Annotated in this window: 21 protein-coding genes and 1 other RNA gene; 16 read left to right on the top strand and 6 right to left on the bottom strand. The window is 67.8% G+C overall.

Annotated elements, in window-relative coordinates:
- Window positions 1-139 precede the first annotated feature (139 nt).
- Window positions 140-823 (bottom strand): response regulator transcription factor, encoded by a 684-nt coding sequence (locus AC1AYX_RS01825; RefSeq protein WP_476502029.1) that lies wholly within the window; start codon window positions 821-823, stop codon window positions 140-142.
- A 211-nt stretch (window positions 824-1,034) separates the two neighbouring features.
- On the opposite strand from AC1AYX_RS01825, the gene AC1AYX_RS01820 reads away from it, so the two are divergent.
- The 3 genes from AC1AYX_RS01820 (at window position 1,035) to AC1AYX_RS01810 (ending at window position 3,308) form a co-directional block, all read left to right on the top strand.
- The gene (locus AC1AYX_RS01820; RefSeq protein WP_476501889.1) at window positions 1,035-1,172 is read left to right on the top strand and encodes a hypothetical protein; all 138 of its coding nucleotides are present in this window, start codon (window positions 1,035-1,037) and stop codon (window positions 1,170-1,172) included.
- A 96-nt stretch (window positions 1,173-1,268) separates the two neighbouring features.
- Window positions 1,269-2,183 carry a Bax inhibitor-1/YccA family protein gene (locus AC1AYX_RS01815; RefSeq protein WP_476501888.1) on the top strand — a complete coding sequence of 305 codons (915 nt, stop codon included), beginning with the start codon at window positions 1,269-1,271 and terminating at the stop codon, window positions 2,181-2,183.
- A gap of 180 nt (window positions 2,184-2,363) precedes the next feature.
- On the top strand, window positions 2,364-3,308 hold the full coding sequence (locus AC1AYX_RS01810; protein WP_476502028.1) for a DMT family transporter: 945 nt from the start codon (window positions 2,364-2,366) through the stop codon (window positions 3,306-3,308).
- A 26-nt stretch (window positions 3,309-3,334) separates the two neighbouring features.
- Here the strand turns inward: AC1AYX_RS01810 and AC1AYX_RS01805 are convergent, their stop codons facing one another.
- On the bottom strand, window positions 3,335-4,075 hold the full coding sequence (locus AC1AYX_RS01805) for a GTP pyrophosphokinase (protein ID WP_476502027.1): 741 nt from the start codon (window positions 4,073-4,075) through the stop codon (window positions 3,335-3,337).
- Between the two features lie 168 nt (window positions 4,076-4,243).
- Here AC1AYX_RS01805 and miaB point away from each other — a divergent pair, with 168 nt between their 5' ends.
- Together miaB and miaA are read left to right on the top strand one after the other, a co-directional pair.
- The gene (miaB, locus tag AC1AYX_RS01800; RefSeq protein WP_476502026.1) at window positions 4,244-5,692 is read left to right on the top strand and encodes a tRNA (N6-isopentenyl adenosine(37)-C2)-methylthiotransferase MiaB; all 1,449 of its coding nucleotides are present in this window, start codon (window positions 4,244-4,246) and stop codon (window positions 5,690-5,692) included.
- A complete protein-coding gene (miaA, locus tag AC1AYX_RS01795; RefSeq protein WP_476501887.1) occupies window positions 5,679-6,719 on the top strand; it encodes a tRNA (adenosine(37)-N6)-dimethylallyltransferase MiaA in 1,041 nt (346 codons plus the stop codon). Before miaB ends, miaA begins: the two co-directional genes overlap by 14 nt.
- Before the next feature lie 82 nt (window positions 6,720-6,801).
- Here the strand turns inward: miaA and AC1AYX_RS01790 are convergent, their stop codons facing one another.
- Window positions 6,802-7,593, bottom strand: coding sequence for a Fic/DOC family protein (locus tag AC1AYX_RS01790; RefSeq protein ID WP_476501886.1), 792 nt, complete (start codon window positions 7,591-7,593; stop codon window positions 6,802-6,804).
- Between the two features lie 125 nt (window positions 7,594-7,718).
- Here AC1AYX_RS01790 and AC1AYX_RS01785 point away from each other — a divergent pair, with 125 nt between their 5' ends.
- From AC1AYX_RS01785 to AC1AYX_RS01755, 7 genes are all read left to right on the top strand, one after another.
- Entirely contained in the window at window positions 7,719-10,547 is a 2,829-nt protein-coding gene (locus AC1AYX_RS01785; protein ID WP_476501885.1) for an FtsK/SpoIIIE family DNA translocase, read from the top strand.
- 141 nt (window positions 10,548-10,688) lie between these two features.
- Window positions 10,689-11,333 carry a CDP-diacylglycerol--glycerol-3-phosphate 3-phosphatidyltransferase gene (gene pgsA / locus AC1AYX_RS01780; protein WP_476501884.1) on the top strand — a complete coding sequence of 215 codons (645 nt, stop codon included), beginning with the start codon at window positions 10,689-10,691 and terminating at the stop codon, window positions 11,331-11,333.
- 1 nt (window position 11,334) lies between these two features.
- The gene (locus tag AC1AYX_RS01775; RefSeq protein ID WP_476501883.1) at window positions 11,335-11,931 is read left to right on the top strand and encodes a CinA family protein; all 597 of its coding nucleotides are present in this window, start codon (window positions 11,335-11,337) and stop codon (window positions 11,929-11,931) included.
- A gap of 93 nt (window positions 11,932-12,024) precedes the next feature.
- A complete protein-coding gene (locus tag AC1AYX_RS01770; protein ID WP_476501882.1) occupies window positions 12,025-12,540 on the top strand; it encodes a helix-turn-helix domain-containing protein in 516 nt (171 codons plus the stop codon).
- A 4-nt stretch (window positions 12,541-12,544) separates the two neighbouring features.
- Complete coding sequence (locus AC1AYX_RS01765; RefSeq protein WP_476501881.1) at window positions 12,545-12,778, top strand: DUF3046 domain-containing protein; 234 nt, start codon at window positions 12,545-12,547, stop codon at window positions 12,776-12,778.
- Window positions 12,779-13,073: 295 nt separating this feature from the next.
- Window positions 13,074-14,285, top strand: a complete 1,212-nt coding sequence (recA, locus tag AC1AYX_RS01760) for a recombinase RecA (protein WP_476501880.1) — start codon at window positions 13,074-13,076, stop codon at window positions 14,283-14,285.
- 1 nt (window position 14,286) lies between these two features.
- Window positions 14,287-14,862, top strand: a complete 576-nt coding sequence (locus AC1AYX_RS01755; RefSeq protein ID WP_476501879.1) for a regulatory protein RecX — start codon at window positions 14,287-14,289, stop codon at window positions 14,860-14,862.
- 77 nt (window positions 14,863-14,939) lie between these two features.
- Here the strand turns inward: AC1AYX_RS01755 and rnpB are convergent.
- Window positions 14,940-15,316, bottom strand: an RNA gene (gene rnpB / locus AC1AYX_RS01750) — RNase P RNA component class A.
- Between the two features lie 268 nt (window positions 15,317-15,584).
- Here rnpB and hpf point away from each other — a divergent pair.
- From hpf to trpD, 3 genes are all read left to right on the top strand, one after another.
- Window positions 15,585-16,253, top strand: a complete 669-nt coding sequence (gene hpf / locus AC1AYX_RS01745) for a ribosome hibernation-promoting factor, HPF/YfiA family (RefSeq protein ID WP_476501878.1) — start codon at window positions 15,585-15,587, stop codon at window positions 16,251-16,253.
- A gap of 297 nt (window positions 16,254-16,550) precedes the next feature.
- Window positions 16,551-19,472 carry a preprotein translocase subunit SecA gene (gene secA, locus AC1AYX_RS01740; protein WP_476501877.1) on the top strand — a complete coding sequence of 974 codons (2,922 nt, stop codon included), beginning with the start codon at window positions 16,551-16,553 and terminating at the stop codon, window positions 19,470-19,472.
- A gap of 200 nt (window positions 19,473-19,672) precedes the next feature.
- Complete coding sequence (gene trpD, locus AC1AYX_RS01735; RefSeq protein ID WP_476501876.1) at window positions 19,673-20,719, top strand: anthranilate phosphoribosyltransferase; 1,047 nt, start codon at window positions 19,673-19,675, stop codon at window positions 20,717-20,719.
- A 183-nt stretch (window positions 20,720-20,902) separates the two neighbouring features.
- Here the strand turns inward: trpD and AC1AYX_RS01730 are convergent, their stop codons facing one another.
- Window positions 20,903-21,517, bottom strand: coding sequence for a hypothetical protein (locus AC1AYX_RS01730; RefSeq protein ID WP_476501875.1), 615 nt, complete (start codon window positions 21,515-21,517; stop codon window positions 20,903-20,905).
- A gap of 51 nt (window positions 21,518-21,568) precedes the next feature.
- Here AC1AYX_RS01730 and AC1AYX_RS01725 point away from each other — a divergent pair, with 51 nt between their 5' ends.
- Complete coding sequence (locus AC1AYX_RS01725) at window positions 21,569-22,273, top strand: lysophospholipid acyltransferase family protein (RefSeq protein ID WP_476501874.1); 705 nt, start codon at window positions 21,569-21,571, stop codon at window positions 22,271-22,273.
- A gap of 185 nt (window positions 22,274-22,458) precedes the next feature.
- Here AC1AYX_RS01725 and AC1AYX_RS01720 read toward each other — a convergent pair whose 3' ends face one another.
- The gene (locus AC1AYX_RS01720) at window positions 22,459-24,960 is read right to left on the bottom strand and encodes a Stk1 family PASTA domain-containing Ser/Thr kinase (RefSeq protein WP_476501873.1); all 2,502 of its coding nucleotides are present in this window, start codon (window positions 24,958-24,960) and stop codon (window positions 22,459-22,461) included.
- Window positions 24,961-25,052: the final 92 nt, after the last annotated feature.

The following is a 25,052-nucleotide window of genomic DNA, read 5'->3' as shown; positions in this document are numbered from 1 at the left end:
ACAGCCTAGCAGTGTGCGGCGTGTCCGGCGGCCATCGCGAGCCGGGGATGTTGCGACTTGCCTCACATGATCCGACTTGCCCCGCATGATCCGCCGGGTGATCCGCCGGGATGTGGCCATGGTCGGTGGCCGCGGGCGGCTACGGGCGCACCGGCAGGTCGGCGCGTTCCACGAGACGCGCCATCTGCACGCGCCCCATCGAGAGCTTGTCCGCGGCGTTCGACAGGTGCGCCTTCGCGGTGCGTTCCGAGATGAACATGCGTGCGGCGATCTGCGCGTTCGTGAACCCCTCGGCGGCGAGGACCACCGCCTCGCGCTCGCGTTCGGGCAGCGCGTCGAGCATGGCGCGGGCCTCGTCGCGCCGGGACGTCGGCCGCTGGGCGTGCAGTCCGCTGATGAGCTGACGTTGGCTCGCCGGGTTGAACTGCGGCGCGTCGGCGCATACGCCGAGCACGCGCCGGATGATGTCGCCGGGGGAGTCCGTCTTCGACACGAACCCCTCCGCGCCGGCCTCCACGGCGCGTTCAACGGTGTTCGACGGGCTCAGCGAAGTGAGCATCAGCACGTGGGGCGGCCGGGGGAGCGCCCGGAGCCGACGCGTGGCCTCGATGCCGTCCATGTCGGGCATGGCGATGTCCATGAGCACCACGTCCGGATGTTCCTCGGCCGCCTGCCGCACCGCGTCGGCGCCGCTCGTCGCCGTGGACGACATGATGATGCGGCCGTCGGAATAGTCGGTGAGGATCAGCGACATCGCCTGACAGATCATCGAATCGTCGTCCACGACGATTACCCGCGCCGGAGATTCCGCGTCGTCGACCACGACAAGCCGGAGGACGCAGAGCGGGGACTCCGCGAAGACGGACGGCGACGCGTCGTCGGAGCGAAAGGCCGGGAAGACCATCGAGCTGCAGGCCACCGCCACCGGCGACGGCACCGTCATCTGGACGAAGAGCGGATCGAGCAACACCGAGCAGTTCTCCGGCTCCTGGTCGAAGACCTTCACCGGCGACGAGACCAAGGACCTCACCGGTGTGAGCGTCACAGGCGACGTCATGGGCGGCAACGACCAGAAGGTCACCTGCAAGGTCATCGTCAACGGCGAGGAGAAGGACGCCAAGGAGGCGACCGGGGCCGCCGGCAGCGCCTTCTGCACCGTGCCGCTGTTCTGACGCGGATGGGCCGGGTCGGGCTGTGGGCTGAAATTCCCAGACAACGCCAAGTTGGCCGCGTAGGATGGGAACCGTCGATAACGAGAAGGAGCGAACATGACATTCGGTCAGCAGCCCCAGCCCAATCCCAACTACGAGCCGCAGGGCAACAACACGTTGAACACCGGCTACGGCGCGCCGCAGTATCAGTACGCGGGCCAGCAGAACGCCGGATACAACCAGTACAGCCAGCAGATGCCGCCCCAGTACGGTCAGTCGCAGTACGGCCAGCCCCAGTACGCGTACGCGGGGCAGGGCGGCGCCGCGGCCACCGTCAACGGCCAGGTCGCCTACTCCTATGAACAGGCGGAACGCGTCTCCGTCACCAAGGCGTACGGCGAGATGACCATCGGCCTCGTCGTGACCGCCCTGGTCGCCGTGCTCGCGCAGATCACCGGCGCCTACTACTACTTCCTCGCCGCCACCGGCGTGATCGGCCTGATCGGCCTGTGCGTCGTCCAGGTCGGCATGGCCGTCGTGCTCGGCATGCGCATCACGAAGATGAGCGTCGGTGGAGCCCGCGCCATGTTCTACGTGTACGCCGCGCTCATGGGCTTCACCCTGAGCTCCATCTTCTGGGTGTACGACCTCGGCCAGATTGGCGTCGCGCTCGGCGTCACCGCCGCGTTCTTCCTCGCCCTGACCATGTTCAGCCTCACCACGAAGTTCGACATGCTCAAGTTCGGGCCGATTCTCATGGTGGCGCTCGTCGTCCTCATCATCACCCAGCTGGTGCTCGCGTTCATCCCCGGCGTGAGCGGCATGACCCGGCTCGTGTGCGCCATCGGCCTCGTCATCTTCGCCGGCATGACCATGTACGACGCGCAGTCCACGAGGGCCCTGTTCAAGGCGTATGAGGCGCAGGGGCCGGAGATGATCAAGAAGATCTCCATCCTGTGCGCCCTCAACCTGTACCTCGACTTCGTGAACATGTTCCTCTACATCCTCCAGCTGTTCGGCAGCAGGGACTGATAGGAAAACGCGGGGAACCACCCGCCCAGGCCGCCGCCGACCGGCCGCAAGGGCGGTATCGCGAATCATCGGAAGGCCCGACCACCATGTGGTCGGGCCTTCCCGTATCCGCACCCGCGCACGCTAGGTTGAATCCCTATGGGAAGAACGGGAACACAGGGACGACAGGACATCATCGGCATGCTGTGCCTGACCGCATGCGCGCTCATCTGGGGGCTCGCGTTCGTCGCGCAGGTGCAGGGCATGGACGCGGTCACCCCGCTGTTCTTCAACGCCACGCGCTTCACGCTCGGCGCGGTCTCCCTCGTCCCCATCCTGCTCGTGCGGCATGGGCGTAAAGGCAGGACCGCTGAGACAGCCGACGTCGATGCCGGACCGGATCCCCAAACGTCTCGGACGGCGAAGCCGCCGTTCCGCCGTGCGCTCGCCAACCCGTTCGTCGTCGGCGTCATCTGTGGTGTCGTGCTGTTCACCGCGAGCACCCTCCAGCAGTACGGCATCCTCTACGGCAAATCCGCCGGCCGCGCCGGATTCCTCACGGCCCTGTACATCGTGATGGTGCCGCTGCTCGCCTTCGTGTTCCTCCGCCGCCGCATCGGCGTCCTCGTCGGCGTGGCCGTCGTGCTCGCCGTCGCCGGATTCTACTGCCTGTGCATCACCGACGGGTTCGGTTCGATCGGCCTCGCCGACCTGCTGCTCCTGTTCACCGCGCTCCTGTTCGCCGCGCACATCCTCGTCATCGACGAACTCGGCGCCAGGGTCGACGCGATTGACCTGTCGTTCATCCAGTTCTGCACGACCGCCGCGCTCAGCTGGATCGGCTCCGCCGCGGAAGGCTCCATCGACTGGGCGGGAGCCGCGGCCGCATGGGAGCCGATCGTCTACGCGGGCATCGGCTCGGTGGGCATCGCCTACACGCTGCAGGTCATCGGCCAGCAGTGGGTGCCGCCCACGCGCGCCAGCCTGCTCATGAGCCTCGAATCGTTCTTCTCCGCCGTGGGCGGGGCGATCTTCCTCGGCGAGGTGATGACCCCACGCGGCTATCTCGGCTGCGCGCTCATCTTCCTCGGCACCATGCTCGCCCAGACGCCCGCGAAACTGCCGAAGTGGATGCGTCGCGGCTAGCCCGCGACATCCGGTCCCCGCTCGACTCAGTCTGAGGTCTTCGGCGTCTGCTCGACCACCGGCGCGCCGTTGATGTCGCGGTGGATGTTCTGCATCTGCACCTCGATGTTCTGGAGGGACCGCGCGCAGTCGAGCAGCGTTTGCGAATGCTCGCTGAGCTTCGCGTCCGGCAGGTCCGCCTTGTAGCGCAGCGCGTGTTCGAGGCTCGCCCAATAGTCCATGGCGATGGTGCGGAACTGCACCTCCACAGGCGTGTAGTGCGCGCCGGACGAGAGGAACACGGGCACCGCGTAGATCACGTGCAGGGAACGGTAGCCGTTCTGCTTGGGACGTTTGATGTAGTCCTTGACGCGCAGCACCTGGATGTCCGACTGGGCGGACAGGTAGTTCGACACCGAATACACGTCGTCACGGTAGTTGCAGATCACGCGGATGCCGGCAACGTCGAACAGGTTGTCCTTGATCGAATCGACGGCGATCGGCAGTCCCTTGCGTTCCAGTTTACCGATGATCGATCCCACCGATTTGAGGCGCCGTTCCATGTGGTGGATCGGATCGTGCGCGAACCGCACCTGGAACTCGTTGTCGAGGATCTCCAGTTTCGTCGAGATCTCGTACATCGCGCCTTCGTACACCTGCATGAGATCGACGAATTCGGTGATCTGGTCGGCGTCGAAGACGCTGTCCGACAGGTTCAGTCCCTTCAATCGGGCTTTGAGGTCGGAGGTGCTCAATCGGGAATGACGGTCAAGTATCACGCGAATGATTATAGTCGCGGGTGCCGCGCCGACCTGGACGTCTGCAGGAAATCTCCTCACGAACGTCCCTCCGGCACCATCCGCCGTGCCGCCCCGCGCTCCCGCCGCGTCGCATACCACGTACGGGACATGCCGTGACCCGGCCGTCCCATAGAATGGAACGCTGTGAATGAAGACATGATGACCGAGGCGGAGCGCGCCTCGTACGACGTCGAGACCGCCGACGCGGCCGCCATCGCCGGCCGGCGCGGCAAGGGCGTGTTCCATATCGACACGCTCGGCTGCCAGATGAACGTGCACGATTCGGAGCGCATCGCCGGCGTGCTCGAGGCGGACGGCTACGTGCCCGCCACCGAGGAGCAGGTCGCCTCGCGCGACCTCGACCTGATCGTGCTCAACACGTGCGCGGTGCGCGAGAACGCCACCGAGAAGATGTACGGCACGGTCGGCCGGTACAACCGCGTCAAACTCCACCGTCCGAATCTGCAGATCGCGGTCGGCGGCTGCATGGCGCAGATCGACAGGCGGAAGATCGCCGACAAGGCCCCGTGGGTGTCCGCCGTGTTCGGCACGAAGAACCTCGACTCGCTGCCGCGTCTGCTCGACCAGAACCGCGCCACCGGCAAGCCGCAGGTCGAGGTGACCGACGCGCTCGAGCACATGCCGAGCGACCTGCCCGCCGCCCGCGCCTCCCGCGTGAGCTCGTGGGTGGCGATCTCCGTCGGCTGCAACAACACGTGCACGTTCTGCATCGTGCCCACCACGCGCGGCAGGGAGCGCGACCGCCGCCCCGGCGACATCCTCGACGAGATCCGCCGTTGCGTCGCCGGCGGCGCGAAGGAGATCACGCTGCTCGGCCAGAACGTGAACTCGTTCGGCTATGGCATCGGCGACCGGTACGCGTTCAGCAAGCTGCTGCGCGCCTGCGGCGAGATCGAGGGATTGGAGCGCGTGCGCTTCACCTCGCCCCACCCGGCCGCGTTCACCGACGATGTGATCGCCGCGATGGCCGAGACCCCGAACGTGATGCACCAGCTGCACTTCCCGCTCCAGTCCGGCTCCGACCGCATCCTCAAGGCGATGCGCCGATCCTACCGTTCCGCCAGGTTCCTCGACATCCTCGGCCGCATCCGCGCCGCCATGCCCGACGCGCAAATCTCCACCGACGTGATCGTCGGCTTCCCCGGCGAGACGGAGGAGGACTTCCAGGCCACGCTCGACGTGATGCGCGAGGCCCGTTTCTCGTCCGCGTTCATGTTCATCTACTCGCCGCGCCCGGGCACGCCGGCCGCAGCCATGGAGCAGCTGCCGCACGACGTCGTCCAGGAGCGGTTCGAGCGTCTCGTCGCGCTGCAGGAGCAGATCACCGAGGAGAACCTCGCCACGTTCGAGGGACGCGACGTCGAGGTGATGGTCACCGGCCAGCAGGGCAAGAAGGATTCGGACACGCACCGCGTCACCGGACGCGAGAAGACCGGCGTGCTCGTCCACATCGGCGTGCCGGAGGGCGAGCCGACGCCGCGGATCGGCGACTTCGTGACCGCGACCGTCACGCATGCGGGACGCCACAATCTCATCGCCGACCCGGATCCGAGGAAGGGGCAGACCTACCATGTCCGCCACTGAAGCGTCTTCGGCCTCCTCCGCCGGGAACGGAACGCCGGCCGCCGAGCCGCGCGTCGTCTCAATCGTCGGCCCCACCGCCTCCGGCAAGACCGGCCTCGGCATCGCCATCGCCGAACGCCTCGCCGCGGCGGGGCAGAAGGCCGAGATCGTCAACGCGGACGCCTACCAGATGTACCGCGGCATGGACGTCGGCACCGCGAAGGCGACGAAGGAGGAGCAGGCGCGCGTGCCGCACCATCTCATCGACATCATCGACCCGGATGACACGATGACCGTCGCGCGCTTCCAGAAGCTCGCGCGCGGCACGATCGCCGACCTCAAGGCGCGCGGCGTGCGCCCGATCCTCGTCGGTGGCTCCGGCCTCTACGCGCGCGCCGCCATCGACGACATCTCGTTCCCCGGCACCGATCCGGCGATCCGCGCACGACTCGAGGAGCGCGAGAGGACGGAGGGCGCGACCGCGCTGTTCGAGGAGCTCAAGGCGAAGGATCCGCAGGCCGCCGCGCGCATGGACCCGCGTAACCCGCGCCGCACGATCCGCGCGCTCGAGGTCATCGAACTGACCGGCAGGCCGTATTCGGCGAGCCTGCCGCGCTACCGCTACGTGATCCCGTCCGTGCAGATTGGCCTCGACCTGGACCGTCGCGAACTCGACCGGCGCATCGGCATCCGCACCGCGAGGATGCGCGAGGACGGCTTCCTCGACGAGGTGCGCCGCCTGCGCCCGCATCTGGGCTTCACCGCCGGCCGCGCGCTCGGCTACCAGCAGATGATCGACCTGCTCGACGGCATGTGGGACGAGGAGGAGGACGCCTGGGCGGACATCGCGCAGAAGACGCGCCGTCTCGCCCGCAAGCAGATGGGATGGTTCGGCCGCGATCCGCGCATCCACTGGCTCGAGGCGCTGAACCCGCGGCTCGTCGACAACGCGATGGCGGTCATCGCGCACGCCGACGCCGGCGACTACGACGCGATCGACGCGCACGCCGACGAATACGTCCAGCATCATCTCGGCGACATCGCCTGACCGCGGACGCGACGAGGCCCCAGGAACGTTCCCGTGAACGTCCCGGGGGCCTCGTCGATGCGGGTCGGCCCGCCGGAAGCCGTCAGTGCGCGGGGCCCTGCTCGAACCCGGCGATGAGGAACACGCGCGTCGGATTCGCCGGACGCACGATCGCGGCGAACATACGCTCGAAGCCGGACGTGTCACCGCGGTAGGCCGCGTGCTTCGCCGCCTTGTACGCCTCGCGAGTCACCGGGTCCCAGTCGAGGTCCCAGCCGGCGTCGTGCGCGAGACGCGAGGCGAACATGCGCAGCGTCATCGCATTGCCGCCTCGGAACGGGTGCAGGTAGCCGAGCTCGTCGTAGACGTGGGCGAGACGATGCGTGAACTCGCCGCGGTCCAACGCCTGCAGATTGCGCCGCTCCGCCAGCTCGGTGGCGATGTTGAGCGCCCCCGTCTCGATCAGGCCGGCCGGGAAGAACGCCTCCGGGTTGTGGGCGAGCGCCGTGTCGTTCGTCACGCCACGCGACGTGTCCGACGTGCGCAGACGGCCCGCGTCGTCGAACACGCCCTCGAACAGCCCTTTGTGGATGGCGGTCAGCTCGTCGAGGTCGCCGGTCGGCCGCCACGGGCGCTCGACCAGCAGCACGGTGCGGGCGAACACGGATGCCGCATGGTCGCGCGCATGGTCGTCGAGCGAACCGTCCGCGAGCCGCGAGGCGCCCACCACATGGGACGTCTCGCCGTCCGCCGCGTCGATGAGGGCGCCCACGTCGATCCGGCCCGCCTCATAGTCGGCCGCGGCGCGCATCGTCGCATCGCCCGGCTTCATCGAATCCAACGCGCAGTTCTTCAGTGCAAATGCGACTGCGCTCGCACGTTCGGCTGGAGTCATGCAACCCATGATAAACCACGACGCATGCGCCGGGGCGTTCCCTCGCCCGCCGTTATGGGGAATTGACGATGATTCGCGCGGCATGCGCGCCACGGTACGAGCGATTCGCTACATTGGAGTGCGCTATGGCAAAGACACGAGGAAGCAGAGGCGCCGGTTCCGGCGCGAACGACGGGCGGACCCGTCGCATGGATCCGGTGAACGAGGGGGACTACATGGACGAACCGTGGTGGCGGCGCGCGTTGCTCGCCGTGCCGCGCGCGCTGGGCTCCGCGGTCCGTTCCGTGTCCGGCGTGGGCGAGTTCGACCCCGCATACCGCCGTGACGGCCTGTGCTTCGCGCTGCTCGTGTTCGGCGTGCTGTTCTGCGCGTCGGAATGGTTCCGCGTCCAGGGACCGTTCGGCCGTCTCCTGCATGCCCTCGCGTCTGGCGTGTTCGGCGTGATGAGCGTCATGCTGCCCATCCTGCTGTTCCTCGTGGCGTTCCGGCTGATGCGCAACTCCGGCCGGGGGTCCGGCAATCCGCGCGTCATGACCGGATGGGTGATGCTTCTGTGGTCGGTCTGCTCGATTATCGACGTGGCGCTCGCCGCCGGCACGCCCGGATTCGACTGGACCGCGATCCAGAACGCGGGCGGCCTCATCGGCTACGCACTGGGGTCGCCGCTCGCCTGGGGCCTTTCTCGGGCGTTCGCCATCGTCGTGTTCGTCATCGTCGGCCTGTTCTCGCTCCTGCTCATCTCGGGTCTGCATGTCACCGACCTGCCCGGACTGTCCCGCCGCATCGTCGCGCGCGTCCAGGGGCGTTCCGCCGACGACGAGAAACGCGACGACGAATTCCCGAACGAGGTGCGTGTCGGCGACGGCACCATCGCGTTCGCCGACGGTGTGCCCGCGCACGACGGCGAGGACGGGACGGATGACGCCGCGTCGCGCGGCGGCTCCGGCGCGTTCGGATGGCTGTCGCGCCTGTTCTCGCGACGTCGTTCCGGCGACGACCCGTCGCTCGACCGCTACGACGCCGACGATCCGTTCCGCGTCGCCGCGAAGCATCACGGCGACGCCGCCGAGACCACCGTCATCGCACCGGATTCGCTCGACCTGCCCGCCGTCTCGCCCACCTACGCCGATCCGTGGGCGCCGATCGCCTCCGCCGCCGACGATGCGACCACCGTGATGGGCGCCGCCGCGGACCTGCCCGCCGGCGCGCCCGCGGCCGACGTGGTGCCCGCGCATACGGTGCAGCCCGCCACCGTGGCGATGGGAGCCGGCACGGGCGCCTACGGCGCCGACACCGGCGAACAGGACGTGACCCCCGCCGTTCCCGCGGCCTCCGCCCCGTCCGAACCGCACGTCGATCCGGTCTCCGGCGAGATCGTCGACACCGGCGACGCGAACGGGGGAGCCGGAGCCGGGACCGGCGAGGCCGCCGAAACGGCCGAGCCGCCGTACCGCCTGCCGGACCTTGACCTGCTCGTCAAAGGCAAGCCGCATGCGGCCCGCACCCCCGCCAACGACCGCGTGATCCGGGCCCTGACCTCCACGTTCCAGCAGTTCAAGGTCGATGCGAAGGTCGTCGGCTTCCTGCGCGGCCCGTCCGTCACCCAGTACGAGGTGGAGCTCTCGCCGGGCGTCAAGGTCGAGAAGGTCACCAACCTCCAGCGCAACATCGCCTACGCGGTCGCCAGCTCCGACGTGCGCATCCTCTCGCCGATTCCCGGCAAATCCGCCATCGGCATCGAGATCCCGAACGAGGACCGCGAGATCGTGCACCTGGGCGACGTGCTGCGCTCGCAGGGCGCGCTCGCCGACCCGAATCCGATGCTCACCGGCATCGGCAAGGACGTGGAGGGCAAGTTCGTCACCGCCGACCTCACGAAGATGCCGCACCTGCTGGTCGCCGGCGCCACCGGCTCCGGCAAGTCGAGCTTCATCAACTCGATGCTCACGTCGATCATCATGCGCGCCACGCCCGATCAGGTGCGCCTCATCATGGTCGACCCGAAACGCGTGGAACTGTCCGCGTACGCGGGCATCCCTCACCTGCTCACGCCGATCATCACCGACCCGAAGAAGGCCGCGCAGGCGCTCGAATGGGTCGTCAAGGAGATGGACGCGCGCTACTCGGACCTCGAATATTTCGGGTTCCGCCACGTAAAGGACTTCAACAAGGCGGTGCGCGCCGGGCAGGTGCACGCGCCCGCCGGCTCGAACCGCAAGGTCGCGCCCTACCCGTACATCCTCGTGGTCGTCGACGAGATGGCCGACCTGATGATGGTCGCCAAGAACGACGTGGAAAGCTCGATCCAGCGCATCACGCAGCTGGCGCGAGCCGCCGGCGTGCACCTCGTGCTCGCCACGCAGCGCCCGTCCGTCGACGTGGTCACGGGCCTCATCAAGGCGAACATCCCGTCCCGGCTCGCGTTCGCCACCTCCTCGGCCACCGATTCGCGCGTCATCCTCGACACGACCGGCGCCGAGACGCTGATCGGCCAGGGTGACGCCCTGTTCCTGCCGATGGGCGAGGCGAAGCCGAAGCGCGTGCAGGGCTCGTGGGTGTCCGAATCGGAGATCCGCAAGGCCGTCGAGTTCGTGCGCACCCAGCGCAAGCCGAAATACCGCGAGGACATCGAGCAGATGGCCAAGGAGGCGGAGAAGAAGGGCAACGAGCCGGACGAGGAGATCGGCGACGACATGGACGTGCTGCTGCAGGCCGCCGAGCTCGTCGTCACCACGCAGTTCGGCTCCACGTCGATGCTCCAGCGCAAGCTCCGCGTCGGCTTCGCGAAGGCCGGACGTCTCATGGACCTGCTCGAGTCGCGCGGCGTGGTCGGTCCCTCCGAAGGCTCGAAGGCGCGTCAGGTGCTCGTCCAGCCGCAGGACCTGCAGACGGTGCTCGCGTTCATCCGCGGCGACGGCCCCGCACCGCAATCGGCGGGCGCGACTCAGGCGTGACGGTTCCGCCGGCGCGGGCGCGGGCGCGACGCGACGGGAAGACGGGAAGATGGAAGAACGGGACGGCCTCTTGGGATTCCTACAGGAATCCGTCAGACCGTTCCCTTCCCGAGGTAGAGCAGTGAGGGTAACGTGAAGACCATGACCGACGAACAGATCGTAGAAAACAAGAAGCCGTCACTGCTGGACGGATGGAACGCCCCGCCGAACCTCGTCACCTACTCGCGCATCGTGCTTGTCGTGGTGTTCCTTGTGCTGTACGTGAAGGCCGGCCCGTGGGGCGGCGACGGCCAGACCCTGCGCTGGGCCGCGGCGATCATCTTCATCATCGCCGCCTCCACCGATAAGCTCGACGGGTGGATGGCCAGGAAGTACGACCAGGTGACCGAGCTCGGCAAGCTCATGGATCCGATCGCCGATAAGCTGCTCACCTGCGGCACGCTCGTCGTCGCCTCCGTGTTCGCCGAATTCCCGTGGTGGGCGACCATCCTGTTCCTCGTGCGCGAGATCGGCATCACCGTGATGCGTTTCTTCGTGATGGAACGCCCCGGCGGCAAGGTGATCGCCGCCGCATGGCCCGGCAAGCTCAAGACCCTCTTCCAGTGCATCGGCCTGGCCATGCTGCTGCTGCCGTTGTGGGTGTTCGACGAGGGGCAGGCCATGCCGATGTGGCTGAGCGCCTACTACTTCCTCACCTACGCGCTGCTCTACGTGGCCCTCGTCCTGTGCCTCTACTCCGGCGGCGTGTACCTCTACAACACGTTCATCGGATCGAGGAAGCGCTGACGTGCAGCGCGACACGTTCGCCGCAGCGATCCTCAGGACCTGCGAGACGCGCGGCCTGAGGATCGCATGCGCCGAATCGCTGACCGCCGGGCTGCTCGCCGACGCGTTCGTGCGCATCCCCGGTGCCTCCGCCGTCTTCCTCGGCTCGGCGGTCACCTACGACATCCGCGCGAAGGCGTCCATCCTCGGCGTCGACCGTGCGTTGCTCGCCCGCGAAGGCGCCGTGCACCCGGAGGTCGCGCGCCAGATGGCCATCGCCACGGCGCGTCTGTACGCGCAGCCGGAGGACAGCGACACGGTGATCGGTCTCGCCACCACCGGAGTCGCCGGGCCCGGTCCGGACGGCGACAAGCCCGCCGGCCTCGTCTACATCGGCGTGTCGCTCCCGGCGACGGCGGCCGCGCTCGCGCCGGATCCGCGGGAGACGTGGATCGGGGCGGAAACGCCGATCGGCACGGTCCGTCTCGACGCGATCGACGACCACGGCCGCCGCACCGTCGCCGTCGAACTGCGGCTCGACGGCACCAGGCAGCAGATTCGGGAGCGTACCGTGCTGCGCGTCCTGCAAAACGTGAGCCAGTTCACATCAACTTTCTGAAGTTTCCCGCTTCGCTCTGGGAATAGTCCGTGCCGTCGGGCTGTTGGAAGTGATATCGAGCGATATGAGACCCCGTAGGAAAGGGATGGGAACATGGAGACGATGACGCGAACCGAACAGACGACGATGAACCCCGCCGCGGCGATGGTCCGCCCCGGCGCCGCCCGCATGCGCGAGCTCACGCCCGCGCAGCGCCGCGCCGTCATGTTCGCCCAGCAGCAGATGATCCAGGCGCGCGCCGCGAAGAAGGCCAAGGCCGAGGCCGAGGAGGCCCGCCGCCGCATGTGGGAGGAGGCCGACGGCGAGGAGCGTCCGGCGCGCGCCGCGGTCCAGTCCGACGCCAGGCGCGAAGCCGAACGCGAACCGGCCGAGCTGACGTTGCGCGAGGCCATCGGCCGTGTGCTGCGCGATCTGCGCACGCGCGACCACAAGACGCTGCGCGAGGTCAGCGAGAAGGCCGGCGTGTCGCTCGGCTACCTATCCGAGGTGGAGCGCGGTCAGAAGGAGGCCAGCTCTGAGTTGCTCAGCTCCATCGCCGAGGCGCTCGGCGTGAGCACCGCGCAGCTGCTGCGCATGGTCGCCGACCGCCTCGACATGATCGGGGCCTGAGCCGGTGAGGGAACGCGAGTTCTGGCAGCTGCTCGAGGAGGTGTTCGGCCGGAGCTACGGCCGGGCGCTCTCCCATGACCAGCAGCTGCCGCGGTTGGCGAACATGACCGTCGTCGAGGCGTTGGGCGCGGGGGAGGAGCCCCGTGTGGTGTGGAACGTGCTGTGCGACCAGATGGGGGTTCCCGACTCCGAACGTTGGGGACGGGATCATAACGCTCCGCCGATGCCCGCGCGGTGAGACCGGCGGTCGCGTATCGCGCCGCGCCGATTTGTGTGCATGTCGTGAAGTCGAACAAATGTTCGTGCCTGTGCGCTATAGTTATCCACAGCGATAACCAACTGCGTTGCGCGTGGCGTTGCCGCGTTGCGGGCCGGAACCGTTGTCCCGATTGGGTTCGCCGTCTTCTCCGCGTCGTATGAGATGCGGGCGGGGGAGGGGCTCCGACCACAGGGGCGGTCCCGTCTTGCCGTGGCCCGGGTCGGTCCCATACCGTGGGAACGGCAGATCCGCCGCAACCGCGAAGGAGGACATCATGGCACAGAAGACGGGCGCCGCATCGGGCAAAGGGCAGACGGCCGGCGGCAAGGACGATCTCGACGCGCGCCGCAAGGCCGCGCTCGACACCGCGCTGGCGCAGGTGGAGAAGAGCTTCGGCAAGGGGTCGGCGATGAGGCTCGGCGACCGTCCCGAACAGAACGTGGAGGTCATCCCCACCGGCTCGCTCGCCCTCGACATGGCCCTCGGCATCGGCGGCCTGCCCAAGGGGCGCGTCATCGAGATCTACGGCCCCGAATCGTCGGGCAAGACCACGCTCGCGTTGCACGTGGTCGCCAACGCGCAGCGCAAGGGCGGCGTGGCCGCGTTCATCGACGCGGAGCACGCGCTCGACCCGGTGTACGCCCGCAAGCTCGGCGTCGACACCGACTCCCTCATCGTCTCCCAGCCGGACAACGGCGAGCAGGCGCTGGAGATCGCCGACATGCTCATCCGTTCCGGCGCGCTCGACGTGATCGTCGTCGATTCGGTCGCCGCCCTCGTGCCCAAGGCCGAGATCGACGGCGACATGGGCGACAGCCACGTGGGCCTGCAGGCCAGGCTCATGAGCCAGGCGCTGCGCAAGATGACCGGCGCGCTCGCCCAGGCGGGCACCACCGCCATCTTCATCAACCAGCTGCGCGAGAAGATCGGCGTGTTCTTCGGCAGCCCGGAGACCACCACCGGCGGCAAGGCGCTCAAGTTCTACTCCTCGGTGCGTCTCGACATCCGCCGCATCCAGACCATCAAGAACGGCGAGGAGGCCATCGGCAACCGCACGCGCGTCAAGGTCGTCAAGAACAAGATGGCCCCGCCCTTCAAGTCCGCCGAATTCGACATGCTCTACGGCGAGGGCATCTCGCGCGAGGGTTCCGCGCTCGACATGGCCATCCAGGTCGGCGTCGTCAAGAAGTCCGGTTCCTGGTTCACCTACGACGGCGACCAGCTCGGCCAGGGCCGCGAGAAGGTGCGCCAGTTCCTCAAGGACAATCCGGCCATCACCGAGGAGATCGAGAACAAGGTCAAGGCCGAGTTCGGCCTCATCCAGCCGACCGACCAGTTCGCCGAGGACGACGCCACCAAGGCCGCCTCCGAGGCCGACGCGAACACCGAGTCGGTGGCCGCCAGCGAATCCAACGAGTCCGCGAAGGCGCCGGCGAAGACCTCGGCGAAGCCGTCGGCGGACGCCAAGACGACGGCCAAGGCCTGACGTGATCAGCGCCGAGTCGTTTCTCGCGGGGATGGGGAAGCCTCCCATCCCCGCGGCGCGGGACGATGTGCCCGGAACATCCGGTGACACCTCCCCCGGTGACACCGCTCGCGACGGGGCCGCGGATTTCGACGCCTGCCGCGAGGCGGCGTTGCGCCTGCTCGATGCGGCCCCGCGCGCATCCGGCGCGCTTCGCGACCGTCTGCTGGGCAAAGGCTACGAGGAGGATGTGGTCGACGGCGTCATCGACCGTCTGATCCAGGTGCGTCTGCTCGACGATCGTGAATACGCCGAAAGCGCGATGCGCTACTGCGTGGGCAGGATGATGGGCCGGCGCGGCGCCGTCGCGGAACTGACGCGCAAGGGCGTCGCGCGGTCGATGGCCGAGGAGGTCGCCGGCGAGGCCGACGCCGACGGCGCCTTCGAGGACGCCGCATGGGAGCTGGGACGCAAGGTCGCCCGCAAGACCGAAGGGCTCGACCGTCAGGTGCGCATGCGCCGGTTCTGGTCGGCAGGCGGGCGCAAGGGACATGACGCGGAGACGCTGCGTCGCGTCGCGTCGGAACTGTTCCGGTGAACCGTCGCTCCGCCCGGGGCCATCATGGCCCATCGTTCCGTCGTATCCGTCGGAACCGCGAGCGGGAATCAGGAATTGAGGTGAGACCCCTTATACCCCGGGTTCTGTCGTGCCGTGCGCGAACGCGCGGCACGGATGGCCATCCATCTCGACCTGACGTCGCCGCCAGGCTCTAGCAGCCTACCCGATGGCACGGGCGAGCAGCCCTTACCGCCATCTGCTTGGCCTTGCTCCCGATGAGGCTTGCCATGCGGCCCGCTGTTGCCAGGGGTCCGGTGGTCTCTTACACCGCCGTTTCACCCTTACCCGTCGAGGACGGGCGGTCTGTTCTCTGCTGCGCTATCTCTCAGGTCGCCCTGGGCGGACGTTATCCGCCATCGTGCTCTGCGGAGCCCGGAAGTTCCTCAGCCCGAGTCCCATGCGGGACCTGGGCCGCGGCCATCAAGGGGTCTCGACCGCACAACTATACACGACCGTCCGACACGTCGCCTCGACGGACGCTGGAAGACACGCGGGGCGCGTCGGCTCCCGTCCATGCGGAATCCATGCAATCACGCGGATGTTGCACGCATGCGTCGGGGAAATGACGAAGAACCGGTATTCTTTCCGCGAGTTCTCCCGCCGTTAACGCCCGGTTCGTCTAGAATGGGGCGTACCCGGACGGTGAAGACGCCGTACGGAACGCAAATAGCGGGCAACCGCTTGAGTTAAGGGAGGTCCACATGGAAATCGTCGTTACCGGACGTCACACGCAGGTCAAGCCCAGGTTCCGTGATGTCGTAGAGAACAAGATGAATCGTGTGACCGCTATCGCGCCCGATGCGCAGCGCGCCCAGGTGGTGCTGTCGCATGAGGGCAACCCGCGTCAGGCGGATACCGCCAAGCGCGTGGAGATCACCATCATCGCCGGCCGCACCGTGGTGCGCGCCGAGGCATCGAGCGCCGACGAGTTCAGCGCGCTCGACCTGGCGATGGACAAGCTGACGCTGCGTCTGCGCCGCACGCGCGACCGCCGCAAGGACCACCGCCGCGGCTACACGAACCCCGTCCCGGTGGACATGGGCGTCGTCGAGCCGCCGGTCGTCGAGGAGGAGGCTCCGGAGGAGGAGCCGAACAACAGCCCGGCCGCGGCCGTCGCCTCGGATCTCGGCCCCGGCGAGTCCGTCGAGGTCCAGGTGGGCGACACCCCGATCGTCATCCGTCGCAAGCTTCACATCGCCGAGCCGATGAGCATCGACGAGGCGCTGTACGAGATGGAGCTGATCGGACACGACTTCTTCCTGTTCGTCAACAAGGAGACCGGCCGTCCGTCCGTCGTCTACCACCGTCACGGCTGGAGCTACGGTGTGTTCGAGATCGACACCCCGGAGAACGTGAAGGCCGCCGAGTGACGTCGATTCGACGCATCCGACACGATTGACCGATGAGGGGGCCGCGCCCATGGTGGCGCGGCCCCCTCATCGTATGCGCGGCCCGATGCGTGCGGGACGGAAAACGGTTTCGTTGGCGTCCTCCCGCCGGCCGTCGGCGAAAAAGGCCGCCGAATATGAGGAAAATGTGCGGGCTTATCGCGATTATCGCGTAAGATAATCGGCAGTGTGTCCGCGCAGGCGCGACACGGACGTGCGGTCCAGGCCGCGCGGGCCGCGTCGGATGGGCGGTCCAAGGTAACGACACAGGAGCGAACAGTGGTAGATATCGTTGACAAGGCACTGCGCATGGGCGAGGGCCGGCAGATCAAGAAACTCGAGAACGTCGCGAAGGCCGTGAACGCGCTCGAGGACGAAATCTCGGCGCTCTCCGACGAGGAGCTCAAGGCGCAGACCCCGAAGTTCAAGCAGCAGCTGGACAACGGCAAGAAGCTCGACGACATCATGCCCGAGGCGTTCGCCACCGTGCGCGAGGTCTCGAAGCGCACCCTCGGCCAGCGCCACTTCGACGTGCAGCTCATGGGCGGCGCCGCCCTGCACTGGGGCAACATCGCCGAGATGAAGACCGGTGAAGGCAAGACCCTCGTCGCCACGCTGCCGAGCTACCTCAACGCGCTCGAGGGCAAGGGCGTGCACGTGGTCACCGTCAACGACTACCTCGCCAGCTACCAGAGCGAGCTCATGGGACGCATCTACCGCTTCCTGGGCCTCAACGTCGGCTGCATCATCACCGAGCAGAAGCCGGCCGAACGCCGCAAGCAGTACAACGCGGACATCACCTACGGCACGAACAACGAGTTCGGCTTCGACTATCTGCGCGACAACATGGCGTGGGAGAAGAGCGAGCTGGTGCAGCGCGGCCACCACTACGCCATCGTCGACGAGGTCGACTCCATCCTCATCGACGAGGCCCGCACCCCGCTCATCATCTCCGGCCCGGCCGAAGGCGACGTGACCCGCTGGTACCGCACCTTCGCCAAGCTGGTCCTCAAGCTCACCCGCGACGAGGACTACGAGGTCGACGAGAAGAAGAAGGTCGTCGGCATCAAGGATCCGGGCATCACCAAGGTCGAGGACTTCCTCGGCATCGACAACCTCTACGAGCCGAGCAACACCGCGCTCATCGGCTACCTCAACAACGCGATCAAGGCGAAGGAGCTGTTCCTGCGCGACCGCGACTACGTCGTCACCCACGGCGAGGTGCTCATCGTCGACGAGCACACGGGCCGCATCCTGCCCGGCCGTCGCTACAACGAGGGCCTGCACCAGGCCATCGAGGCGAAGGAGGGCGTCGAGGTCAAGGCCGAGAACCAGACGTTCGCGACCATCACGCTGCAGAACTACTTCCGCATGTACGACAAGCTCGCCGGCATGACCGGTACCGCCGAGACCGAGGCAGCCGAGTTCATGAGCACCTACAAGCTGGGCGTGCTGCCGATTCCGACGAACCGCCCGATGATCCGCCAGGACAAGGACGACTTCATCTTCCGCACCAAGAAGGAGAAGCTCGCCGCCATCGTCAAGGACGTGGCCGCCCGTCACGCCAAGGGCCAGCCGGTGCTGCTCGGCACCGCCTCCGTCGAGAGCTCCGAGGTCGTCTCCACGCTGCTCGACGTCGCCAAGATCCCGCACCAGGTGCTCAACGCGAAGCAGCATGAGAAGGAGGCCGCGGTCGTCGCGGTCGCCGGCCGCAAGGGCGCCGTCACCGTGGCCACCAACATGGCCGGCCGTGGTACCGACATCATGCTCGGCGGCAACGTCGAGTTCCTCGCCGACGCCAAGCTCAAGTCCGAGGGCTACTCCCCGGAGGACACCCCGGAGGAGTACGAGAAGCGTTGGCCGGGCACCCTCGCCGAGGTCAAGGCGCAGGTCAAGGACGAGCATGAGGAGGTCAAGAAGCTCGGCGGCCTGTACGTGCTCGGCACCGAACGCCACGAGTCCCGCCGCATCGACAACCAGCTGCGCGGCCGTTCCGGCCGTCAGGGCGATCCGGGCGAGTCCCGCTTCTACCTGTCCCTCGAGGACGACCTGATGCGCCTGTTCAACACGCAGCTCGTCGCCCGCGTCATGGCCAAGGGCCTGCCGGAGGGCGAGCCGATCCACGCGAAGAGCGTCTCCAAGGGCGTGCGCACTGCGCAGAAGGCGCGCGAGTCGCAGAACTTCGAGATCCGTAAGAACGTGCTCAAGTACGACGACGTGATGAACAAGCAGCGCACCGTCATCTACTCCGAGCGCCAGGCCGTGCTCAAGGGCGAGGATATCCACGAGGACATCCTGCGCTTCATCTCCGACACCGTCACCAGCTACGTCAAGGGTGCCAACAACGGCTCCGACAAGCCGAAGGACTGGGATTGGGAGGGCCTGTTCAAGGCGCTCAACACCGTGATTCCGACCGAGGTGACCGTCGACGAGGTCAAGGAGGCCGCCGAAGGCAAGAAGGGCGAGAAGGCCGTCGAGGCGGTGCGCGACGTGATCGTCGCCGACGCGAAGGCCAAGTACGCCGAGTTCGAGGAGACGCTCGGGGCCGAGGGCCTGCGCCAGCTCGAGCGCCGCGTCGTGCTCGCCGTGCTCGACCGCAAGTGGCGCGAGCACCTGTACGAGATGGACTACCTCAAGGACGGCATCGGCCTGCGCGGCATGGGCCAGCGCGACCCGCTGGTCGAATACCAGCGCGAAGGCTACCAGATGTACAACTCGATGGTCGAGGCCATCAAGGAGGAGTCCGTCCAGCTGCTCTTCCACGTGGACATCCGCGAGGTCGCCCGCACCGAGGACACGACCACCGAATCCGATGAGGACGCGGCAGTCGACGCCACCGAAAGCGAGCTCGGCATCACCACCGCCACCGAGGCCGCCGGCCCCGACGAGGACGGCGAGACCGAGGCCGAGGCCGCCGAAGGCGAGGTCGAGGAGGAGTCCGAGCAGGACGAGACCGAGAAGGAGGCCATCGCCGAGGCCGCGAAGGCGTCCGAGGCCGGCGAGACCACGTCCGCCATCTCCGGCCCCGCGCCGATCAGCCACGCCGAGGGCAAGGTCCCGGCCAACAAGCGTCCGAAGAGCGAGGAGCTGAAGACCCCGTGGGCCGACGGCCGCACGTTCCCGGGCACCGGCCGCAACGCCCCGTGCCCGTGCGGTTCGGGCCGCAAGTACAAGATGTGCCACGGCCAGAACGAGAAGTGACGTCCATGATGTGACGTCCGTCCTTCGATGAGCGGCGGTTCCTGCCTTCGGGCGGGAGCCGCCGCTTCCGTATACGCGTGCCGTATGTGCCGCCGTGCGTTCTGCTATATGGAAGTTCCGGCGGGAGGAAACCCGAGGCCACTACAATGAGCGGCGTTACTGGTGAATCGGTCGCGCTGCACGCGCGCCAAGGAGGAACAATGGCAGAGATCACATGGAAGTCGATTCTCACCAAGCTGGTCGGGGGAGACCATCTGAGTGCCGGGGAGTCCGAATGGTTCGTCGATGATCTGATGAAGGGCAACGCGAACCCGGCCGCCGTGGGCGCCGCGCTCGCTATGCAGCAGCAGCTGGGGCTCACCCCCGAGGAGGTGTCCGGTGCGGCCAAGGCCATGGTGTCGCATGCGGTACCGCTGAACGTCTCCGGCGAGACCACCGACATCGTCGGCACCGGTGGCGACGGCTTCTCCACCGTGAACCTGTCCACGATGGGTTCGGTCGTGGCCGCGGCGGCGGGCGTGAAGATCGTCAAGCACGGCAACCGCGCCGCCTCTTCGAAGTGCGGTGCCGCCGACGTGCTCGAGAAGCTCGGCCTGCCGCTTGAGCTGAAGCCCGAGGCGGTCGCCGAGGTCGGCGACGAGGTGGGCATCACCTTCGCGTTCGCCCGCACCTTCCACCCGGCCATGCGCTTCGTCGGCCCGATCCGCGCCGCGCTCGGCATCCCGTGCGTGTTCAACGTGCTCGGCCCCCTCACCAACCCGGCCAAGCCCTCGCACGTGGCCATCGGCTGCGCCAAGCGCGAGGTGAGCCCGATCATGGCCGCCGTGTACGCCGCCAACGGCCAGTCCGGCATGGTGTACACCTCCCATGAGGGCCTCGACGAGCTCGCGCCCACCGGTCCGGTCTCCGTGTGGGAGATCCGCGACGGCAAGGTCACTGAGACCGAGTTCGACCCGACCGTCGAACTGGGACTGGAGAAGATCGACGTCACGACGCTCAAGGGCGGTGAGCCCGAGGTCAACGCCCAGGCGTTCCGCGACTTCCTCGCCGGCAAGGACATTCCCGCCCGCACCACCGCGCTGCTCAACGCCGCGTCCGCCATCGTCGCCGACGGCCATCTGGTCTCCGACGGCACGCTCGCCGAGCGCTTCCGCGAGGCGTACGCGCTCGCCGAGAAGACCGTCGACTCCGGCAAGGCCTCGGCGCTGTTCGACAAGTGGATCGCCGTCGCGCAGGCCAAGGCCTGACCTGATTGCCGGCACGGCCCAAGCCGTTCCCGGACGCACTCGTTCCCGATGCCCCGACCGCCACCCGGCGGCCGGGGCATCGTCATCCCCGAGGCGTCTTCGGCGCCCCGGCCCATCCCGACGCTCGCCGGCGAGACGCCCAAGACAACGATGACCTACGTGGACAAGTCCGCGTCGAGAGTGTCACACACGCGCGCCGTCGTCGAAATAGCCGCCGCGGTCGCCGGTCTGCCGCTTGCGGTTCAGGATCTTGCCGATGAGCCCGCCGAGGCCGATGATCGTGCACATGCTGAACACGAAGCTCAGCAGCCATCCCAGAATCGGCACCGAGCCGATGCCGGGGATGAACATCGTGGCGACCGAGCCGACGAGTCCGACGACGAGCAGGATCCAGCATACGAGCGTCGAACGCCTCACCGGGCCGATCTCGGGGTTCGGGGGAGTGAAGCCGCCGTCATCGTAGGAGTCCATCACCCTGTCCGTGTCGAGCCAGCTGGAACCGGTGAAATCGCGCGGCCCATGGCTGGCTCCCGTGCGCGAGAACGCGTCGGGAGCCAGGTCGTCGATGTCGATGAGCCGTTCCTTCTCGCGGCGTTCCGCGTGCTTCTCGAAGCGTTTCGCGTTGCGCGACGACGCTACCGACTTGAGCTCGTCCTTGTGCTCCGCCTCGAATGCCGCCCACGCCGCGTCGAGATTGCCGAGGTCCGGCTTCGCCGCCGAGTCTCCCTTGCGGTCGTCGCCATCCGGCGTGGGGGTTGGCCGCTCGTCGCCCGCATTGGTATTGTTGAGGTCAGTCATATATACCACTCTAATGCGCGGCCATGGCCTGCGCGGGGAGGGAAACGCCAAGTGCTCTACTGGTTCTTCGTCAAAGTGTTCGGTCCCATCGCTCGCCGTCGCCTCGGCCCCACGGCCAAGGGACTGGAGAACATCCCGCGCAAGGGCGGGGCGATCATCGCGGCCAACCATCTGGCCGTCATCGACGACGCGCTCATCCCGATCACCTGCCCGCGCATGGTGCATTTCATGGGCAAGGCCGAGTATTTCGAGGGCAAGGGGATCAAGGGCAAGTTCAAGAAGTGGTGGTTCACGTCCGTGGGCGTGTTCCCTGTCGACCGTTCCGGCGGCAACAAGTCGCTGGGCGCGCTCGAGCATGCGCGCGAGATCATCGAGGACGGCCACCTGTTCGGCATCCACATCGAGGGCACGCGCAGTCCCGACGGCCGCCTGTACAAGGGGCACACGGGCGTGGCCCGCCTCGCGCTTGAGACCGGCTGCCCGATCGTGCCGACCGCGCTCATCGGCTCCGACAAGCTCCAGCCGATCGGCACGTCGATTCCGAAGAAGGGCAGGACGCAGGTGATCTACGGCAAGCCGATCCACGTGGAGAGGAAGCCCGCCGACGAGATCACGCACGACGACCTGCGTTCCCTGACCGACCATCTGACCGCCGAGATCCAGAAGCTCAGCGGTCAGGAGTACGTGCCCGAATACGCGCAGAAGGTCAAGGCCGAGCTCAAGGCCAAGAAGGAGGCCGAAGCGGCCGCCGCGTGACGGAGTCCGTCTCCGCCAAGAACCCCCTCAGTCGTCCGTAGGACGACAGCTCCCCCTGAAGGGGGCGCAAGGAGACACAATCCTGCGCCCCCTTCAGGGGGAGCTGGCCGGCGAAGCCGGACTGAGGGGGTTTCGCGTACCGCGTTCACACCACGCCCGCGCACTGCCCGCGCACCACGTATCGCTCACACCACGGTGAGCGTGACGACCGTCTTGTTGCCCTTCTCGTCGCGCACTCGCACCTGCTGGCCCGGGTCGGGGCTCTGCAGGCGCACCGTGTGCGTCACGTCGCCGAGCGGCGCCGACTTCTTCACCTCGAGGCCGAGCGCCTCCAGCGTCTTGGATGCCTCGTCGTAGGTCTTGCCGCGCACGTCCGGGATGGTCACCATCTCCGGTCCCTTCGAGACGACCACGTCCACCGAGTCGCCCCAGTGCAGCTGCGTGTCCTTCGCGACGGACGAGGAGATCACCTTGCCGGAGTCGATCGTGTCGCTGTACTCCTCGCTCCAGTTCGCCTTGAGCTTGAGGTCGTCGAGCGCGGTGGCGGCCTCGTCCTTCGTGCGTCCGACGATGTCGGGCATGGTGACGGGCATCGGGCCCTTCGACAGGGCCACGTCGATCTCCGCGTTGTGCTTGAGCGTGGTGCCCGGGTCGGGGGAGATGCTCAGGGTCGCGCCTTCGGGCAGCGTCTCCGAGTACACGTCCTTCGACTGGTCGTGTTTCACGTTCGTGAATCCGGCCTTGCTCAATGCGTCGAGCGGGGCCTTGCCGTTCGCCGAGTTCGGGTCGAGGATGTCGTCGGGGATGGTCGCCATCCTCACGCCGCGGGACACGACCACCCTCATCGTGGGGGTGTCGCGCTTGCTCACGTGCGTGTTCACCTCGGCGTCCTTCCCGTGCAGCGTCGCGAGGATGATGTGCCCTTCCTCGATGGTGTCGCTGTATGCGGTCGACGTCTTGTAGGGGATGCCCAGCACCTTGAGCGTGCCCTCGTACGTCTTCCATGCGGCGCCTTCCAGCGTGCACGCCCGGTTCTCCTCGCAGGTCACGTCGTCCGGCTTCGGCAGCTCCCAGTAGCTTCCCGGTCCGCGGTAGTACCACCATGCGCCGCCTCCGCCCGCCGCGAGCGCCACGACGAGCAGCGTGACGAGCGTGATGACGATGGCCTTGCCGTGGCCTTTCCTCGTGCCGGCAGCCGTCGCGTCGGCGGGATCGGCCGGGGGCATGGCGGTCGTGCCGACGCGTGGGGCCGCCGGCTGGTCCGCGACGGTCGCGGCCGCGCCGTCCGTGCCGGCGAGCGGCGTGACGGCACGCGGCACCGGCGTCGTGCCCTGCGCGTCGTCTGCCACCGGCTGCAGCGCGACGGTCTCGGCGTTCGCCGTCGCCTGCGCGTCGGCGGCCGTGGTGCGCGGCGCGGCGGGCTTGTCCTCGAAATCGAACAGGCTGAGCGCCTGCGTCTCCTTCGGTTCGGCCACGGGGGCGAGCACCTGCGTCGCTGCCGGCTCCATGGTGGTCGCGGGCGGCAGCGTCACGGTGGCCTCCGCCGCCGGTTGCAGGGTCTGCGGCAGGGCACGCGTCGGCTGCGGTTCCGTCTCGCCGTGCGCGTCGTCGTGCGTCGTCTCGTCCGTCACGTCATGTTCGGGCGGCATCGGCGGCATCGGCGGTTGCGGCGACGGCGCGACCGGGGGAGCGGGCGGCAGTCCCGCGCCGGCGAGCCGCGCGCCGACCGCGGCGGCGCCGGCGGCCGCGCGACCCGCGACGGGAACCGTCGCCTCACTGGACGTCGCGTCGCCGGCCGGTTCCGCGTCGGGGCGACGGTACTGCCATGCCTCCACCGTGAGACCGCGCATCACGTCGCGCAGTTCCGCCGCCGCGGCCGTCGCGTCGGCGGGACGCGCGTCGATCGAGCGCGCGGTCAGATGCGCGACGAACCGCGCCACGGACGGATCGATGCCCGGGCACGGCACGGTGAGGGACGGCACGTCCTCGTGGACGTGCTTGAAGACGAGGGTGACGGGATTGTCGGAGATGAACGGCACCTGGCCGACGAGCATCTCCCACGCCATGATGCCCACCGCGTACAGGTCCCCCTGCGGCGTCGCCTCGTTGCGTTCGATCGTCTCCGGCGGCAGGTAGGCGGCGGTGCCGAGCAGCATGCCGGTGGAGGAGAGTGTCGCCTGCGAGGTGGCCTTCGCCAGACCGAAGTCGGTGATCTGCACGCGGCCGCGGTCGTTGAGCATGATGTTCTCCGGCTTGATGTCGCGGTGCACCACGTTCACCTGATGCGCGCTCGACAGGCCGTCGAGCGTCTCGGCGACGATGCGCAGCGTCTGGCGCACGCTGAACACGCCCTGGCCGTTCATCTCATGGCGCAGGTTCACGCCGTGCACGTACTCCATGACCAGATAGGCGCGCCCATCGGATTCGCCGGCGTCATACACCTGCACGACGTGCGGGTTGGCGATGCGCGCGGCGGATCTCGCCTCGCGGCGGAAGCGTTCGAGGAACTGGTCGCGGTGCGGTCCCTGCGCGAGCTGCGTGTGCATCATCTTGATGGCCACCGTGCGTCCGAGCCGTTCGTCCTGCGCCTCGTACACCGTCGCCATGCCGCCCTGCGCGATCTGGCGCACGACGCGGTAGCGGCCTTCGATCACCTGGCCTACGGGGGTGTTTGCGGCTTCACTCATAGGATTGCGTCCGTGTCCTTACGTCACTCACGAAAAATCACCGGGATGCGCCCGTGGACGACATGTCGCCGCGGCCCATCCCCTGCCGTCCC

Source organism: Bifidobacterium sp. LH_419 (assembly GCF_056356955.1).
This window is presented reverse-complemented; position numbering and strand designations above follow the sequence as displayed.